Source organism: Gordonia sp. QH-12, assembly GCF_001578675.1.
GTDB classification, from domain to species: Bacteria; Actinomycetota; Actinomycetes; order Mycobacteriales; family Mycobacteriaceae; genus Gordonia; species Gordonia sihwensis.
In genome coordinates, this window is sequence record NZ_KQ969288.1 from 149,021 (window position 1) to 164,748 (window position 15,728).

Below are 15,728 nucleotides of genomic sequence, written 5' to 3' on the forward strand. Positions count from 1 at the left end.
TCGTCCCCGTTACGCGAGCGCCTGGCGCACGTCTTCGAGAAGATCGTCGGCGTCCTCGATTCCGACCGACAGTCGGACGAGGTTGTCGGGCACCTCGAGCAGAGAGCCGGCGGTGGACGCGTGGGTCATCGCTCCCGGATGCTCGATCAGCGACTCGATGCCGCCGAGCGATTCGGCGAGGGTGAACACCTTAGTCCGCGCACAGAAGTCGAGCGCAGCCTCACGACCACCGGTCAGCTGAACGGAGATCATGCCGCCGAAGCGCCGCATCTGCTTGGCCGCGACCGCATGCCCCGGGTGGTCGGCCAGCCCCGGATAGAGCACCTTCTCGATCTTCGGATGCGCCGAGAAGAACTCGACGAGCTTCTCGGCGTTGTCGCAGTGCCGGTCCATTCGCACGGCGAGTGTCTTGATGCCTCGCATCGTCAGGTAGGCGTCGAAGGGCCCCGGAACTGCGCCCGCGCCGTTCTGGAGGAAGGCGATGTCGGAGTCGAGCTGCTCGTCGTTGGTGACGATCGCTCCGCCGACCACGTCCGAGTGTCCGCCGAGATACTTGGTCGTCGAATGCACGACGGCATCGGCGCCGAGCGTCAGCGGCTGCTGCAGGTACGGAGTCGCGAAGGTGTTGTCCACGACGAGCTTGGCGCCGGCCGCGTGCGCGACCTCGGCGACAGCCGCGATGTCGCCGACGTTGAGAAGCGGATTGGTGGGCGTCTCGACCCAGACGAGCTTGGTCGCGGGGGTGATCGCCGCACGGATCGCCTCGACGTCGACGACCGGCGCCACCGAGTAGGTGATACCCCACTCGGTGAATACCTTGTCGATCAGCCGGAAGGTGCCGCCGTACGCGTCGTTCGGGATCACGAGGTGGTCGCCGGGACGCAGCGTGGCGCGCAGCAGCGCGTCGGTGGCCGCCATGCCCGACGCGAACCCGCGACCGAACCGTCCGGCCTCGATGGCCGCGATATTGGCCTCCAGCACCCGGCGGGTCGGGTTGCCGGTACGCGCGTACTCGAACCCGTCGCGCATCCCGCCGACGCCGTCCTGCGCGAACGTGGAGCTCGCGTAGATCGGCACGTTCACCGCACCGGTGCGCTCATCCGGATCCCAGCCCGCGTGAATTGCCTTGGTCGAAAATCCCTGCTCGGACACTACTTCTCCTCCTGCTGACGGATGGCGATCGGGTGCGTGCTCGCGAAGGCGAGCAGGTCGTGCCGGGTGATGACGCCGACCGGCTTGCCGTCGTCCACCACCATCAACGCGTCGGAGGTGCTGAGAGCTTCCATCGCGGCCGAGACGGGCTCGCCCGCACCGATGAGCGGAAACGCCTCGCCCATGTGCGCCGACACCGGGTCGGCCAGATTGGCGCGCCCCTCGAAGACCGCGCTGAGCAGGTCACGCTCGGACACCGCGCCTGCGACCTCGCCGGCGGTGATGGGCGGTTCGGCGCCGACAACCGGCATCTGCGAGACGCCGAACTCGCGAAGAATCTCGATCGCGTCGCGGAGCGTCTCCTGGGGATGCGTGTGCACCAGATCAGGCAGCGTGCCGCCCTTTCCTCGGAGCACATCGCCGACACGCGATTCCGTGCGCGGAGTGCCGTCGAGCGGCGTGCGCAGGAACCCGTAGCTGCTCATCCAATCGTCGTTGAAGATCTTCGACATGTAGCCGCGACCGCCGTCCGGAAGCAGCACCACGACCACGGCGTCCGGCCCCTCACGCTCGGCGATCTTCAGCGCGGCCACCACCGCCATACCGCACGAGCCGCCGACCAGCAGGCCCTCTTCACGCGCCAGCCGCCGGGTCATCTCGAACGAGTCGGCGTCGGACACCGCGACGATCTCGTCGGGGACGGTGGGGTCGTAGGCGTCCGGCCAGAAGTCCTCGCCCACGCCCTCGACGAGGTACGGACGCCCCGATCCACCCGAATAGACCGAGCCTTCGGGGTCGACGCCGACCACCTTCACGCGCCCGTCGGAGACCTCCTTGAGGTAGCGGCCGGTTCCGGTGATGGTGCCGCCGGTGCCGACGCCTGCGACGAAATGGGTCACCTTGCCCTCGGTGTCGCGCCAGATCTCCGGACCGGTGGTCTCGTAATGACTCAGCGGGCCGTTCGGATTCGCGTACTGGTTCGGCTTCCACGCTCCCGGGATCTCCCGGGTGAGGCGATCGGAGACGTTGTAGTAGCTGTCGGGGTGCTCCGGCGGGACGGCGGTCGGGCACACGACCACCTCGGCACCGTAGGCGCGCAGCACGTTGCGCTTGTCCTCGGCCACCTTGTCCGGGCAGACGAAGACGCATTTGTAACCGCGCTGCTGCGCGACCAACGCGAGACCCACACCGGTGTTGCCCGACGTCGGCTCGACGATGGTGCCACCGGGCTTGAGCTCGCCGGATTCCTCGGCCGCGTCGATCATGCGGGTGGCGATGCGGTCCTTGGAACTGCCGCCCGGGTTGAGGTACTCGACTTTGGCGGCGACCAGGCCGGACCCCGGCTGCACGACCTTGTTGAGCTTGACGAGCGGAGTGTTCCCGACCAGGTCTACAACGTGATTGGCGATGCGCATACCGTCCATGGTCCCATCTACGACCACGCCCCGCCCGATCGGGCGGTCAATGGATCGTCCGAAATGCGCAGTGACGCCCTGGAGTAACGTGGCGCACATGTCTGAAGCTGTCATCGTCTCCACCGCACGCTCCCCGATCGGCCGCGCCGGCAAGGGCTCTCTGAAGGACGTTCGTCCGGACGAGCTCGCTCGCCAGATGGTCGCCGCCGCACTCGCCAAGGTTCCCGAACTCGACGTCGCCGACATCGAGGACATCCACATGGGCATCGGCCAGCCCGGTGGCCAGGGCGCCTACAACATCGGCCGCGTGGTCGCCGTCGAGCTCGGTCTCGACCACGTCCCCGGCGTCACCGTCAACCGCTACTGCTCGTCGTCGCTGCAGACCACTCGCATGGCGTTCCACGCCATCAAGGCCGGCGAGGGCGACGTCTTCATCTCCGGCGGCGTCGAGAGCGTCTCCAGCTTCGGTGTCTCCGGCGGCGCCGACGGGGCACCCAACTCGAAGAACCCGGTCTTCGACGAGGCCATCGCTCGTACGGCCAAGGCCTCCGAGGGCGGCGCGGGAAAGTGGCACGATCCCCGCGAGGACGGGCTGCTCCCCGACGTCTACATCGCGATGGGCGAGACCGCCGAGAACGTCGCCTCGTACACCGGCATCTCCCGCGAGGATCAGGACCGCTGGGGCGTCCTGAGCCAGAACCGTGCCGAGAAGGCCATCAACGACGGCTTCTTCGCCCGCGAGATCGACCCGGTCACGCTGGCCGACGGCACCCAGGTCACCACTGACGACGGCCCGCGCGCCGGCACCACCTACGAGAAGATCTCGCAGCTCAAGCCGGTCTTCCGTCCGGACGGCACGGTGACGGCGGGCAACGCGTGCCCGCTGAACGACGGCGCCGCCGCGCTGGTCGTCATGAGCGATGACAAAGCGAAGGCGCTCGGTCTCAAGCCGCTGGCCCGCATCGTCGCGACCGCGGCCACCGCCCTGTCGCCCGAGATCATGGGGCTGGGCCCGATCGAGGCCGTGCGCAAGGTTCTCCGCGTCGCAGGCATGTCGATCTCCGACATCGATCTGTTCGAGATCAACGAGGCATTCGCCGTCCAGGTCCTGGGTTCGGCGGCCGAGCTCGGCATCGACCATGACAAGCTGAACGTCTCCGGCGGCGCGATCGCCCTGGGTCACCCGTTCGGCATGACCGGCGCCCGGATCACCACCACCCTGCTGAACAACCTCAACACCTACGACGGTCAGTTCGGCATCGAGACCATGTGCGTCGGCGGTGGCCAGGGCATGGCGATGGTGCTCGAGCGTCTCTGACGGCGAGCCCTCACACGACCGCGAACGGGCGGGTCCGGAGATCTTCTTCGGACCCGCCCGTTCTGCGTCCGCGGGGCCGCTCGCAGTTCAGCGAACGTCGACCGTCGCGAATCCCGGTGTGACGACCCCGCCCGCGGCCATCAGCGTGACGACGATCCGGCCCCGCCCGGTGTGCAGCACCGCCTGCGCCGGGTGGTCGTTGAGCCCGGCCGACATCCGTGCGGCGCCGGTCGCGCCGGTCGCCGTGTTCAGCCACCACACGCGCCCGAACGGCAGACAGCCCCACCGTTCGGAGAGGGTTCCGGTCACGGTCACCTGGCCCGCCCCGGGGCCGCTCTCGAGCCCGCAGTGGATGGGCGGCACATCGAAACTGCCGTTCGGGTTCCCGAAGGATGCCGGCTGGATCGCGAACGGCTGTACCGGCGCCGCCGAGGCGGTCCCCGCGCCCACCGTCGCCGCCACAACCGAGCCCGCGACCGCCGCCGCAAGCGTCAACCGCCGCCGTAGACCTTGTTCGATCATGTCCGACTCCCGTCGTCGCGCCTGTATCCACCGAACAACAAAGAGCCCGGTGATGCAACCGATCTCTCGGTGCACACCGGGCTCTGAGCCGACCAGCCAAGTCTATTGACTAGTCACTGTTGAAGTAGCTCAGCAGTCGCAGGATCTCGACGTACAGCCAGACCAGGGTGACGGTCAGCCCCAGCGCCACACCCCATGCCGCCTTCGACGGCGCGCCGGCGCGGATGAGCTCGTCGGCCTGGTCGAAATCGAGCAGGAACGAGAAAGCCGCGAGGGCGATGCAGACCAGCGAGAAGATGATCGCGATCGGTCCGCCGCTCCGCAGGCCGCTGTCGACGCCGAACAGTCCGAGGACCAGGTTGCCGAGCATCAGGACGAGCACACCGACCATGCCCGCCATCAGCATGCGGGTGAATCGGGGGGTGACGCGGATGGCGCCCACCTTGTAGACCACCAGCATGCCGACGAACACACCGAGGGTGCCGAGGACCGCCTGCCCGATCAGCGCACCGGCCGAGGTGTCATCGCTGATGACCCAGTTACCGAACACATACGAGATCGAACCGACGAACAGTCCCTCGAATGCCGAGTAGGTGAGGACGATCGCGGGGTTGTCCTGTTTGCGGCCGAAGCTCGCGATGAGGACGAGGATCAGACCGCCGATCGCACCGACAGCCATCAGCGGCGCGGCGAGCGAGGCCTGCTGCGAGATCGCGAAGTAGGCGCCGGCGGCGACGACGATCAGGACGCCGAGCGTCATTGCGGTCTTGGTGACGACGTCGTCGATCGTCATCGGGCGGGTGTCGGCCTGAGGCACGTATCCCTGGGTGTACTGGTCGGTGTACTGCTGCTGGCCGGTCGCCATCGACGCCTGGCCGGCGCCCGCCAGTCCCTGACCGAAGGAGGCGTAACCGCCCGCCTCCTTCTTATTGTCACGGACCACGCCACGCATGATCGGGTTACTGCTCTCTCGCACTGGTGCTCCTTTAGAAAGTTGTGCGCATCAGTTGACTTGGCTGATTCACGGGTTCAACGATCCTCGAGCCGATTCGGTTCCGACTTTACCTATTCTTGACCGAGGCCGTTGCACACGGCGCGCAGCGCCGACTCCGCCAGCTCGTATCCCTCACCCCACGGCAGGCCCGGCTTGGCGATCATCAGCGATGCGAGACCGTGCGCAGTGGCCCAGAGCGTGAGGACCGTCTGCACGGTGTCCGCACGCGGAATCAGTCCCTGGTCCATCATCTCTTCGACGGTGTCGGAGAAGTGCACGAACGCCGACGAGAGCAAGACCTCGTCGGTGAGCGTCGGCTCCCCCGGCGGGGTGACGCGGGCGAAGGTGATGCGGTACATCACGGCACTGTCGATGGCGAACCGGACGTAGGCCAGCCCCTGCGCCAAGCCGCGGTCGAAGAGGTCGTCGATCCCCTCCGACGCCCGCATCATCACCTCGTCGAACTGCTCGAAGAATCGGGCGCATACGGCGTCGAGCAGCGCTTCCTTGTCCTCGAAGTGCAAGTAGATCGACGGAGGCGTCACCCCGACACGGCCCGCGACCGCCCGGATGGACACCTTCTCCTCACTGCCCGACTCGATGAGCAGGTCGGTGGTGGCCGAGATGATCTCCTCGGCGAGCTGATCGCCCGATCCTCGCGGTGAGCGCGGACGGGGCGACACATGATCGTTCATGACCGCAGTTCACTCCTCCTTGAATCCGAACCGGTCGTGCAGCGCACGAAGCGGTGCCGGCGCCCACCAGTTTCCCACTCCCATGATCCGCATGAACGCGGGAACCAGAAGCATGCGGATGAACGACGCGTCCATCAACACTGCGATGGTGAGACCGACTCCGAACATTCTCATGAACGACACCTCCGACGCGGCGATCCCGGCGAAGACGATGCTCATCAGCAGGGCAGCTGCCGTGACCACGCGCCCGGTTCGGGCGATGCCGACGGCGACGGCGTGGTCGTTGGCTGCTCTGGTCCGATCGGATTTGAGCCACTCCTCCCTGATTCTGCCGAGCAGGAACACCTCGTAGTCCATCGAGAGCCCGAAGGCGATGCAGAACATCAGCACGGGCATCGTCGCCACCAGGTAGCCGGTCGACGTGGTGCCGAGGCCCCCGAGGTGACCGTCCTGGAAGATCCAGACCATCGCGCCGAACGTGGCCGACAGCGACAGCACGTTCAGGACGACGGCCTTGAGCGGTAGCACCACGCTCCCGCTGAACAGGAACAGCAGGACATACGTGAGCACGGCGATCACACCGAGCACCCACGGCAGATAGGTGAGCAACGCCGCGACCACATCGTGGTTGAGTGCGGCGAGGCCGGTCACCTGGACCACTGAACCCTGCGGGGCCGGGACCGCGCGCAGCGCCGACACCTGATCTTGACCTGCCTCGCTCAGCGGATCGACGTCGCTCGACGCCGTCACCACCGAGTACTCGCCCGACCCGGCCGAGGGGTCGCCGGGCGCCACCTGACGCCCTTCCAGGAATACGCCGACCGGGGCTGTGACGGCGCCGACCCCGGTGACTCTCGACAGTGCCGCCGCGTAGTCCGACATCGCGTGGTCGGAGACCGCCCCCTCGACCACCACGGTCGCCGTGCCGCCCGAGTCCTGGTCGTACTCGTCCCGGATCTCCTGCTGCACCGAGTGGGCGGTGGCCGTCGACGGCAGCACGCGGTCGTCGGGGAAGCCGAACTTGATGCCGAGGAAGGGTGCTCCGAGGAGCAGCAGCACTGCGGGAACGATGATCGCGACGGGGACGGCGCGTCGCAGCACCACCGTCGCCATGCGGTACCAGCCCGTCTGCTCGATCGGCTTCGGTTCCGGCTCGGGACGGCCGCGCCGCCGCCGGATCCACGCCCGGACGTCGAGCGCGTCGACACGATCGCCGAGAACCACCAACAGTGCGGGCGTGATGATCAGGGCCGCGGCCACCGCCACGACCACCACACCGACGCCCGCATAGGCGAACGAACGGAGGAAGTACATCGGGAAGATCGCCAGCGCCGCGAGCGACAGTCCGACCGTGATGCCGGAGAAGAACACCGTGCGCCCGGCGGTGTCCATCGTTCGGAGCACGGCGTCGCGACGGCTCAACCCGCGATCGACCTCCTCGCGGTATCGGGTGACGATCAACAGGGTGTAGTCGATCGCCAGCGCCAGCCCCATCGCGGTGGTGAGGTTGAGCGCGAAGATCGACACGTCGGCGAATCCAGCAATGACCCGCAGTAACGCCATCGTTCCGGCGATCGCCGCCACGCCGACCAGGATCGGCAGTGCCGCGGCCACCGCCCCGCCGAACACCACGATCAGGAGCAGGAAGCTGATCGGGATCGCGATGGCCTCCGCCACCGCGAGATCCTTCGACGTCTGCTGATTCACCTGGCTGTACATCAACCCCTGGCCGCCGACCTTCACCTCGAAGCCGTCGATTTTCCCGGTGAGCCGATCGGACAGTTCGGCCGCGTGCTTCGGAGCCAGTTCGTCACCGCCGTCGAGGCCCGCGATGATCTGCGTGGAGGTCTTGTCCCTGCTGAGGAGTTCTCCGGCCAGCCCCGGATTCGACCAGATCGAGAGGATGGGCTTCTGTACGTAGCCCGCCGCCTCGAGCTCACCGACGATCTTCCGGCCGACCTCCGCGGCCGCGCCGCTCGTCGCCATATCGGTACCCGCGGGCCCGTCGATCTTCACCACCACGTCGGCACCACCCCGATGGAACTCCCGATCGAGGACGTCGCGGGCCTGGGACGACTCCGCATGCGGGTCGTCGTATCCGCCGGCGAGCATCTTGTCCGCGGCACCGAGCCCGTAGAAGCCGCACAGCGCGAGCAGCACCACCGCTACTCCCAGTACCAGTCTGGGCGCGCCGACCACACGTCGTGTCAATCCAGTGAGCATCTCCGAGTCCCCTGATCGCGATCACTTATCAGCGTTAAGTTAGCAACTGGGCGTCCATTCGAGGAAGCCCCGGCTGCCGCCGAGTGATTCACCACACGTTTGAAATAGAACGTGTTTCAATCGACATATGGCGGATGCGATCGATCACGAAGGCAGCGCGCAGGTGGCACGACCGAGCGAATCCCGGCGCGATCCGGACTGGCTCCGCGAACGACTCGGTCACTGGTTGCGTCGGCAGGAGGGTCCCGATGCACGTGTCACGGCCGTGACGGTGCCGGAGTCGAACGGGATGTCGAGCGAGACGCTCCTCGCCGAAGCGTCGTGGGGAGGTCAGGAGCGGTCCCTGGTGATCCGCGTGGCGCCGCAAGCCGAGAGCGATCCGGTCTTCCCCTCCTACGACCTCGACGGGCAGTACCGGCTCATTGATCACGTCCGCACTCATTCCGACATTCCGCTGCCCCGGCTCTGGTGGTCGGAGACGGGATCGGCGGCGCTGGGCGCACCGTTCTTCGTGATGGACCGCGTGGACGGACAGGTGCCGCCGGATGTCATGCCGTACAACTTCGGCTCCTGGGTCACCGAGGCCACGCCCGAACAGCGATCGTCGATGATGTGTGCGACGGTCCGAGTCCTCGCCGAGATCCACCGCGTACCGGTGCCGGACGTGTTCATCGCGCAGCCCGCCGCCGGCGAGTCTCCGCTCGCCGCACACATCCGGCGCCTTCGCGACTTCTACCGCTGGGCCAGCGCAGGCCGGGCGGGGTCGCCACTCATCGAACGCGCCTTCGCCTGGGTCGAGCAGAACAGGCCGGAGCCGGCCGAGAACGTGCTCACCTGGGGAGACGCCCGCATCGGCAACATCATGTACCGCGATTTCGAACCGGTGGCCGTTCTCGACTGGGAGATGGCCGCCCTCGGCCCGAGGGAACTCGACATCGGGTGGATGATCTTTCTCCACCGCTTCTTTCAGGACCTCGCGGAGATGGCGGGAATCGAGGGACTGCCCGACTTCCTGCGACGCGAGGACGTCGCCGCCGAATACCGGCGGCAGACCGGACACGCACCCGCCGATCTGGACTTCTACACCACGTACGCGGCCCTGATCCACGCGGTGGTGATGTTCCGAATCCAATGTCGCGCGATCCATTTCGGTCAAGCAGCGGAACCCGCCGATCCCGACGAACTGATCATGCACCGGGCGACTCTCGAAGCGATGCTGGCCGGTACCTACTGGGAACAGGTGAAATGATGCTCTCGGAGATGGACGACTACCCGATTCACCAGGTCGCCGAGCTGATCCGTCACGTCGGCACCTCCGACCGCAACTTCTACGATCGCTACTACTTCAACTGCCATCACGGCGATCCCGACGACCCGTGGCTGATCGTCGGACTCGGCGTGTATCCCAATCTCGGCGTCACCGATTGTTTCGCCGTGGTGCGGTATCGCGACGAGCACATCGTGGTGCGAGGATCACGGGCGCTGGGCGCCAACCGCAACGACCTGCGCGTGGGCCCCTTCCTCGTCGAGGTGGTGGACGGTCTGCAGAAGCTGCACGTGCGACTCGCGCCGGGTCACGGAGACCTCTCCTTCGATCTCGTCTTCGACGCCGACTCTCCTGCTGCTCTGGAGCCGCGCCACTTTCAGCGACAGCTCGAACGCGTCACCTTCGACACCATGCGATTCGTCCAGACCGGCCGATGGACCGGATCGATGACAGTGGACGGCACTCATTTCGCGGTGGAGCCGCACACCTGGCGCGGCAACCGCGACCGGTCGTGGGGTGTGCGCCCGGTCGGCGAAGCGGAGCCGCCGGGGCGACGCGCCGCCGAGACCGATGCCGCGTCGTTCTTCTGGATCTACTCGGTGATGCGGTTCGACGATTACGCGGTCACGGTTATCGTGCAGGAACTGCGCACCGGAGAGCGGGTCATGGGCGATGCGCGACGGATCTGGAACGATCCGGCGCGCGAGCCGGAATGGCTCGGCCGCGTGGAGCACGACGTCACGTTCGTGCCGGGCGGGCGCGAGCCGGCGTCGGCCACCCTGCGGTTCATCCGGCCCGGCGGCGAGGAGATCGTGGTGCGCTGCGCGCCACGGCTGGCGAACTTCATCGGATTCGGCGCGGGCTACGGACTGGAACAGGACTGGCGGCACGGCATGTGGCAGGGCGAGGAGAAGGTGGAGTCGCTGCACCTGAAGGTCTCCGCACTCGACGCGACCATGAAGCTATTCTGTCCTGCCGACCATCTCGCGACCTTCGAACTGTCGGAGGGGGATCGCACCGTGCGGGGCGAGGGCTTGTTCGAGTTCTCCGTCATCGGTCCGCACGATCAGTACGGATTCACCGACTACACGGATGTGGCGCCGTAGGCGACGGCACAGACCAGATCTTGTCGAGTTGTGCACCCCACGGGTACACAACTCGACAAGATTCTCAGTCCCATGCCCTGTTGAGGACTTGGGTGAACAATTCCGCCGGCTGCGCCCCGGACACCGCGTACTTGCGGTCGAAGACGTAGAACGGCACTCCGTTGACGCCGAACTCCTGCGCCTGCCGTTCGTCGGCGCGGACCAGGTCTGCGTATCGGTGCTCGTCGGAGAGAACCTCTCGCACACTCGTCTCGTCGAAACCGGCACCGACTGCGACCCGGACGAGGCGCTCGGTGTCGCCGAACAACGGCTCGCTCTCCGCGAAATTGGCCAGGTACAGCGCGTCCAGCATCGCCTCCTGCCGATCCAGTTCCTTCGCCCAGTGAAGGAGCCGGTGCATATCGAAGGAGTTGCCGTAGTCGCGCCCGTCGGTGACGTACTCCAGCCCGGCCTCCTGCGCCGCGTCGCCGAGCCGTCGCTCGCCTTCCGCGGCCTGCTCCAGGGTGCGCCCGTACTTCTCCGCCAGATGCTGCACTACGTCGCCCGAGGTTCCCGCGGGCACCGTCGGGCCCAGTTCGAACGAGCGGTGCACCACCTGCACCTGCTCGGCGTGGTCGAACTCGGCCAACGCGTCGTTGAATCGCTTCTTCCCCAGATAGCAGAAGGGACAGTTGACGTCGGTCCAGATCTCGACCTGCATGAGCGCGCCTCCAAGAATTGATGTCGTCTCGGTCCAACACCAGCGCCGGCGTCGATGTTCCTTCGTGCCTCAGGCCCGGACACCTTCGTGCCGGACAGTGGGCGCCGGCACCGAGGCTCGGCCCGGGAGCAGCAGCGCCAGCACACCGCCCGCGACCGCCAGGCCGGTGGCCCACCAGAACGAGTAGCGGAACCCGATGGTCATGGTGGCGCCGGCGGTCAGGACGACGGCGATCACCGCCGTCCCGAATGAGCCGCCGACCTGCTGGAACGACCGCGTGACGACACTGATGTCGTTGCGTTCCGAACCGTCGGCCCCCACGAAGCCCGCCGCCATCAGCGGACTCAGCAGTGTTCCCAGCCCCAGACCGCGAACGAAGAGCGCGACCATCAGCCACACCAGATTCGTCGAGGCGTCCGCGAGCGCGAACGGGACGGTGGCCACGGCGATGATGCCGAAGCCCGCAACAGCGATCCAGCGAGCCCCGATGCGATCGGTCAGTGCACCGGCGAGGGACCGAGACATCAGGGCACCCACTCCCTGCGGAATGAGGACGAGGGCGGCCATGAGCACCGACTCGTCACGTTCGCTCTGCAGATACAACGGCAGCGCGAGCATCGCACCGAACGAGACCACGCTGAAGAAGAACAGCCCGATCGACGACGCCGACACCGCGCGCCGGGCCAGCACCCGCACGTCGACGAGCGTGGCTCCAGTGGCATGAGCGGAGCGGAACGCGAAGACGGCCAGGAGCACGACACCGGCGAGCATCGGGAGCAGGACGTCGGTTCGCATCACACCGCGGTGGGTGTTCGAGAGACCGAGGAGCACTCCGACCAGACCGGGTGCGAGCAGGCACAGGCCGATCACGTCGAGACGGGCGCGGTCGGAGTCGGGCGCACGGTCGTCCGGGATCCGGTGCGAGAGCGCCAGCGCGACCAGACAGACCGGGACGTTCACCACGAAGAGCCACTGCCAGTCGAGCCAGTGCAGGATCACGCCGCCGATCACCGGACCCAGAATCGGGCCGAGCGCGGTCGGCCAGACTCACCAGTGCCACGAGCCGGCCCATCGCGCGACCACCGCCTGCCGCCACCAGAATCGACGTCATCAGCGGGAACAACAGCCCACCGCCCTCACCGGCTCGCGCACATCCGATCACATTCACGGTAGAGCAGATGCCACCGTGGCAAGCGACGCGAGCCGGTGCGGACCTGTCACCGGTACTTGTAGAAGCCTTCGCCCGCCGCGATCCCCAGCTTGCCCTTGTCGATGTAGTTCTCCTTGAGCCAGGCGGCCAGCTGCTGGGCGTGCTCATCACCGTTGGCCATGATGTTGTACGGCGTGTTGAGACCGATCACGTCGTACATCTGGAACGGCCCGATCGGTGCTCCGGTTGCGATCCGCCAGGTGTTGTCGACGTCCTTGGGTTCGGCGTAGTCGCCCGCAGCCAGTTCGAGCGCCGCGTTGAGGAAGGGAACGAGCAGTGAGTTGAGCACATAGCCGGCCTTCTCCTTGTGGATGGGGATGGCCACCATGCCGATCTCGCCCGCGAACTCGACGATCGTGTCGAAGACAGTCGGCGAGGTCTGTGCGGTGCCCATCACCTCGGCGGTGTTGAACTGCCACACGCGGTTGGCGAAGTGCAATGCCAGGAACCGGTCCGGGCGGTCGGTGGACCCCACGATGTCGCTGGGCAGCAAGGTCGACGAGTTGGTCGCGAAGATGGTCTTCTCCGGCGCCACGGCGGACAGCTTCTGATAGATGTCGCGTTTGAGGTCGAGTACCTCGGGAACGGCTTCGATCACCAGATCGGCGTCGGCGACGGCCTCTGCCAGATCCGAGGAGTACGCCAGCTCGGCCAGGGCGGCCTCGGCCTTCCCGTCCGCGGCGCCCGGCACCTCGTTCTTGTAAGTCTCGACCAGTCCGGCGAACCGCTCCTTCGCCTTGGCGAGGGCGTCGTCGTCGATGTCGTAAGCGGTGACCTCGAACCCGCTGTAGGCCGACTGGAACGCGATCTGCGATCCCAGCACGCCCGTTCCCAGTACCACTACCTTCTTGATGTCGGACATTGTCAGTTCCTCTCATCGTGATCGGCTAAGAATCCATCGACGATCTGCCGGAGTTGTCTGCGCAGATCGGCGGGGTCGGAGGGGGCGTCGGACTCGGGGTCGTCGAGTGTCGCGGCGCTGCGCGCGACGTCGAGGTGGACCGCGGCGAAGACCGAGCGGCCGGCGGCGCGCACCGCGTCCGCGGATGTGACGACGCCCCGTCGGCGCGCCTCCGCGGCGAGCACGTCCGCCAGCGCCACCTCGGTCTGTCGAACCAGGCCGACGCCCTCTGCTCGATATCGTTCGGATCGGGTTCCGAAGACCAACTCCCGCTGGTAAGCGGCCGCGTTCTCCGGCCGCACGGCGGCGCTCCGGAGTATGGGCGCGACCACCGCGAGCAGCGCGTCGACCACGTCGTCCGACTCGGCGGAACGTTCGACGCCGGACTCCAGTGATCGACGGAACTGCTCGTTGTAGACCATCAGCAGCAGTTCGACCTTCGACGACGCGTACCGGAACAGGGTCCCGGCGGCGACGTCGGCACGTTCGGAGATCTCGCGCGTGGTGACGGCGTCGTATCCCTTCTCGGCGAACAGTTCCGTTGCCGCGCGGAAGATGCGGTCGCGCTTCTGACGCATATTGCGGTCGCGGCGCCCGCCGGCAGCCGTCTCGTTCTCGACCACCTGCCACCTCCCGCAATCGTCGATCACGCTTATTAATGAGCGTACTCCGTTTCTGCGGCAGGCGCCATGGTTGAAGTCCGGTTCCACCGGTTCGGCGGAGACCGGCAGACACCCGGCCTCCGGCGGCCTGGCATGCTTGTCACGCGCCCCCATAGCCCAACGGCAGAGGCATCGGACTTAAAATCCGCTCAGTCCGGGTTCGAATCCCGGTGGGGGCACCCCATATTCGCGGTCACATCCGCAGTGGCGGAGATCAGTACGCACACCTCCGGCCGACCGAACGACAACGTCGGCGCAGGCTGTCGCCTGCGCCGACGTCGCGTCCACGGTCCACCGCGACCGTGGTCACCGGCCGGGGGTGACTACCGGCCGGGGGCCATTGTGATGACCTTTCCGTCGGAGATCAGCGTTCCAGTTCGCACATAGGTGGAGCGGTCGTGGCGCAGCGTGCCGTTGGGCATCACGAAGAACCGCTGCATGATGCACTCGTTGCCGCGCGCCATGTCCTGGCCGAGTGTCCACAGCACCTTGCCGCTCGGCGAGAGCGTGGAGGACTCGGGCATCGGCCCGAGCGGGCTGGTGCCGGTCTGCGCATTCGGCAGCGCGCGGAGTGTGCCGTTCGAATTGATCGCGAACACGCTGATGAACGTCGACGCCAGATTCGGGACGTACATGAATCGGCCGTCGGGAGTCACGCTGGCCACATGCGGGAACAGACCCGTCGGCATCGGAGCCTGCCCGGTCGGCACCAGTCGCCCGTCACCCAGGATGTTGTAGCCGGACACGCTGTTGCCGGTCTCGTTCATGATGTACACGTGCCGGCCATTGGGCGTGATGACCGGGAAGATCGGGCCCGACTGCGTCGGCACGCGCTGCCGCACCGGGGTGAGGGTGCGGTCCGCCTTGATGTCGAAGCGGAGCAACTCGTGGCGCAGGTAGCTGCCGACGATGAGATGGCGGGTGTTCGGCGTCACCATCACCGTCGTGAGACCGTCGAGCGGCTGCCCCACCGGAACCCGCCGGCCCAACGGCCGCGCCGAGCCGTCGTCCGTCATGCGGTACGGCTGAATCGTGGCGTTGGCGACGCCCATCGTGAGATAGAAGTTCTTGCTGTCCGGAGTGAACTCGAGACCGACCGGAATGTCCGGTAGCGGCGTCTCCTGCCGCAGGTGCAGTCGGCCGACGTTGTCGATGTCGTAGTTGCGCAGGACCGCGGGCACACCGGATGCGACGAGCAGATGCCTGCCGTCGGGCGACGCTGTCTTCGGCCACGAGCCCATTCCCGCGACGGGGTTGCCGCCGATCTTGCGCACCGGCCCGTGGTCGGTGACCCGGTAGCCCACGGTCGGCGAACTCAGGAAGCCGTGCGTGTACAGGTTGTACGGCTTCGACCCGGAGACGCCGCCCGACGGGGGCGGATCGGCCATCGACGGCCCCGCGGCGCTTCCGCTCCCGACGAGGGATGCGGCGGCGACGCACAGTGTGACGAGTGCTACACGGATTCTCATGAACGTCAATTTAGGGCCGTATGAGAGTTGCCGACTGTTCGATTTCTTGGACACTCCCGCCGCATCATCGGCTCGACCGTTCGACTAACGTCGA

14 protein-coding genes and 1 tRNA gene are annotated in these 15,728 nt (G+C 66.9%); 4 read left to right on the forward strand and 11 right to left on the reverse strand.

Features of this window, described 5'->3' with window-relative positions; genetic code table 11:
• Positions 1–9: 9 nt before the first annotated feature.
• Together Y710_RS08440 and Y710_RS08445 are read right to left on the reverse strand one after the other, a co-directional pair.
• A complete protein-coding gene (locus Y710_RS08440; RefSeq protein ID WP_006898057.1) occupies positions 10–1,152 on the reverse strand; it encodes a cystathionine gamma-synthase in 1,143 nt (380 codons plus the stop codon).
• A complete protein-coding gene (locus Y710_RS08445) occupies positions 1,152–2,567 on the reverse strand; it encodes a cystathionine beta-synthase (RefSeq protein WP_006898058.1) in 1,416 nt (471 codons plus the stop codon). The genes Y710_RS08440 and Y710_RS08445 overlap by 1 nt, the downstream gene beginning before the upstream one ends.
• A 97-nt stretch (positions 2,568–2,664) precedes the next feature.
• Here Y710_RS08445 and Y710_RS08450 point away from each other — a divergent pair, with 97 nt between their 5' ends.
• Positions 2,665–3,885, forward strand: a complete 1,221-nt coding sequence (locus tag Y710_RS08450; RefSeq protein ID WP_062367153.1) for an acetyl-CoA C-acetyltransferase — start codon at positions 2,665–2,667, stop codon at positions 3,883–3,885.
• Between the two features lie 87 nt (positions 3,886–3,972).
• Here the strand turns inward: Y710_RS08450 and Y710_RS08455 are convergent, their stop codons facing one another.
• The 4 genes from Y710_RS08455 to Y710_RS08470 all read right to left on the reverse strand — a co-directional run bounded on the left by Y710_RS08455 (position 3,973) and on the right by Y710_RS08470 (position 8,319).
• On the reverse strand, positions 3,973–4,407 hold the full coding sequence (locus tag Y710_RS08455) for a hypothetical protein (RefSeq protein ID WP_006898060.1): 435 nt from the start codon (positions 4,405–4,407) through the stop codon (positions 3,973–3,975).
• 109 nt (positions 4,408–4,516) lie between these two features.
• Positions 4,517–5,383, reverse strand: a complete 867-nt coding sequence (locus Y710_RS08460; protein ID WP_006898061.1) for a Bax inhibitor-1/YccA family protein — start codon at positions 5,381–5,383, stop codon at positions 4,517–4,519.
• 89 nt (positions 5,384–5,472) lie between these two features.
• On the reverse strand, positions 5,473–6,096 hold the full coding sequence (locus tag Y710_RS08465; RefSeq protein WP_006898062.1) for a TetR/AcrR family transcriptional regulator: 624 nt from the start codon (positions 6,094–6,096) through the stop codon (positions 5,473–5,475).
• Between the two features lie 9 nt (positions 6,097–6,105).
• The gene (locus Y710_RS08470; protein ID WP_062367155.1) at positions 6,106–8,319 is read right to left on the reverse strand and encodes an MMPL family transporter; all 2,214 of its coding nucleotides are present in this window, start codon (positions 8,317–8,319) and stop codon (positions 6,106–6,108) included.
• 127 nt (positions 8,320–8,446) lie between these two features.
• Between Y710_RS08470 and Y710_RS08475 the strand changes: the two genes are divergently transcribed.
• Both Y710_RS08475 and Y710_RS08480 read left to right on the forward strand, forming a co-directional pair.
• A complete protein-coding gene (locus Y710_RS08475) occupies positions 8,447–9,568 on the forward strand; it encodes a phosphotransferase family protein (protein WP_006898064.1) in 1,122 nt (373 codons plus the stop codon).
• Positions 9,568–10,692, forward strand: coding sequence for an Rv3169 family protein (locus Y710_RS08480; RefSeq protein WP_062367180.1), 1,125 nt, complete (start codon positions 9,568–9,570; stop codon positions 10,690–10,692). Before Y710_RS08475 ends, Y710_RS08480 begins: the two co-directional genes overlap by 1 nt.
• 64 nt (positions 10,693–10,756) lie before the next feature.
• Here the strand turns inward: Y710_RS08480 and Y710_RS08485 are convergent, their stop codons facing one another.
• The 4 genes from Y710_RS08485 to Y710_RS08500 all read right to left on the reverse strand — a co-directional run bounded on the left by Y710_RS08485 (position 10,757) and on the right by Y710_RS08500 (position 14,126).
• On the reverse strand, positions 10,757–11,392 hold the full coding sequence (locus Y710_RS08485) for a DsbA family oxidoreductase (RefSeq protein ID WP_062367157.1): 636 nt from the start codon (positions 11,390–11,392) through the stop codon (positions 10,757–10,759).
• 69 nt (positions 11,393–11,461) lie between these two features.
• A complete protein-coding gene (locus tag Y710_RS08490; protein ID WP_231875710.1) occupies positions 11,462–12,403 on the reverse strand; it encodes an MFS transporter in 942 nt (313 codons plus the stop codon).
• A gap of 206 nt (positions 12,404–12,609) precedes the next feature.
• The gene (locus Y710_RS08495) at positions 12,610–13,464 is read right to left on the reverse strand and encodes a 3-hydroxyacyl-CoA dehydrogenase (protein WP_062367159.1); all 855 of its coding nucleotides are present in this window, start codon (positions 13,462–13,464) and stop codon (positions 12,610–12,612) included.
• Positions 13,465–13,466: 2 nt separating this feature from the next.
• Positions 13,467–14,126, reverse strand: coding sequence for a TetR/AcrR family transcriptional regulator (locus Y710_RS08500; RefSeq protein ID WP_006898069.1), 660 nt, complete (start codon positions 14,124–14,126; stop codon positions 13,467–13,469).
• A 145-nt stretch (positions 14,127–14,271) separates the two neighbouring features.
• Between Y710_RS08500 and Y710_RS08505 the strand changes: the two genes are divergently transcribed.
• Positions 14,272–14,344, forward strand: a tRNA-Leu gene (locus tag Y710_RS08505).
• A 144-nt stretch (positions 14,345–14,488) separates the two neighbouring features.
• On the opposite strand, the gene Y710_RS08510 is transcribed toward Y710_RS08505, so the two are convergent.
• Complete coding sequence (locus tag Y710_RS08510) at positions 14,489–15,634, reverse strand: lactonase family protein (RefSeq protein WP_156479426.1); 1,146 nt, start codon at positions 15,632–15,634, stop codon at positions 14,489–14,491.
• Positions 15,635–15,728 lie beyond the last annotated feature (94 nt).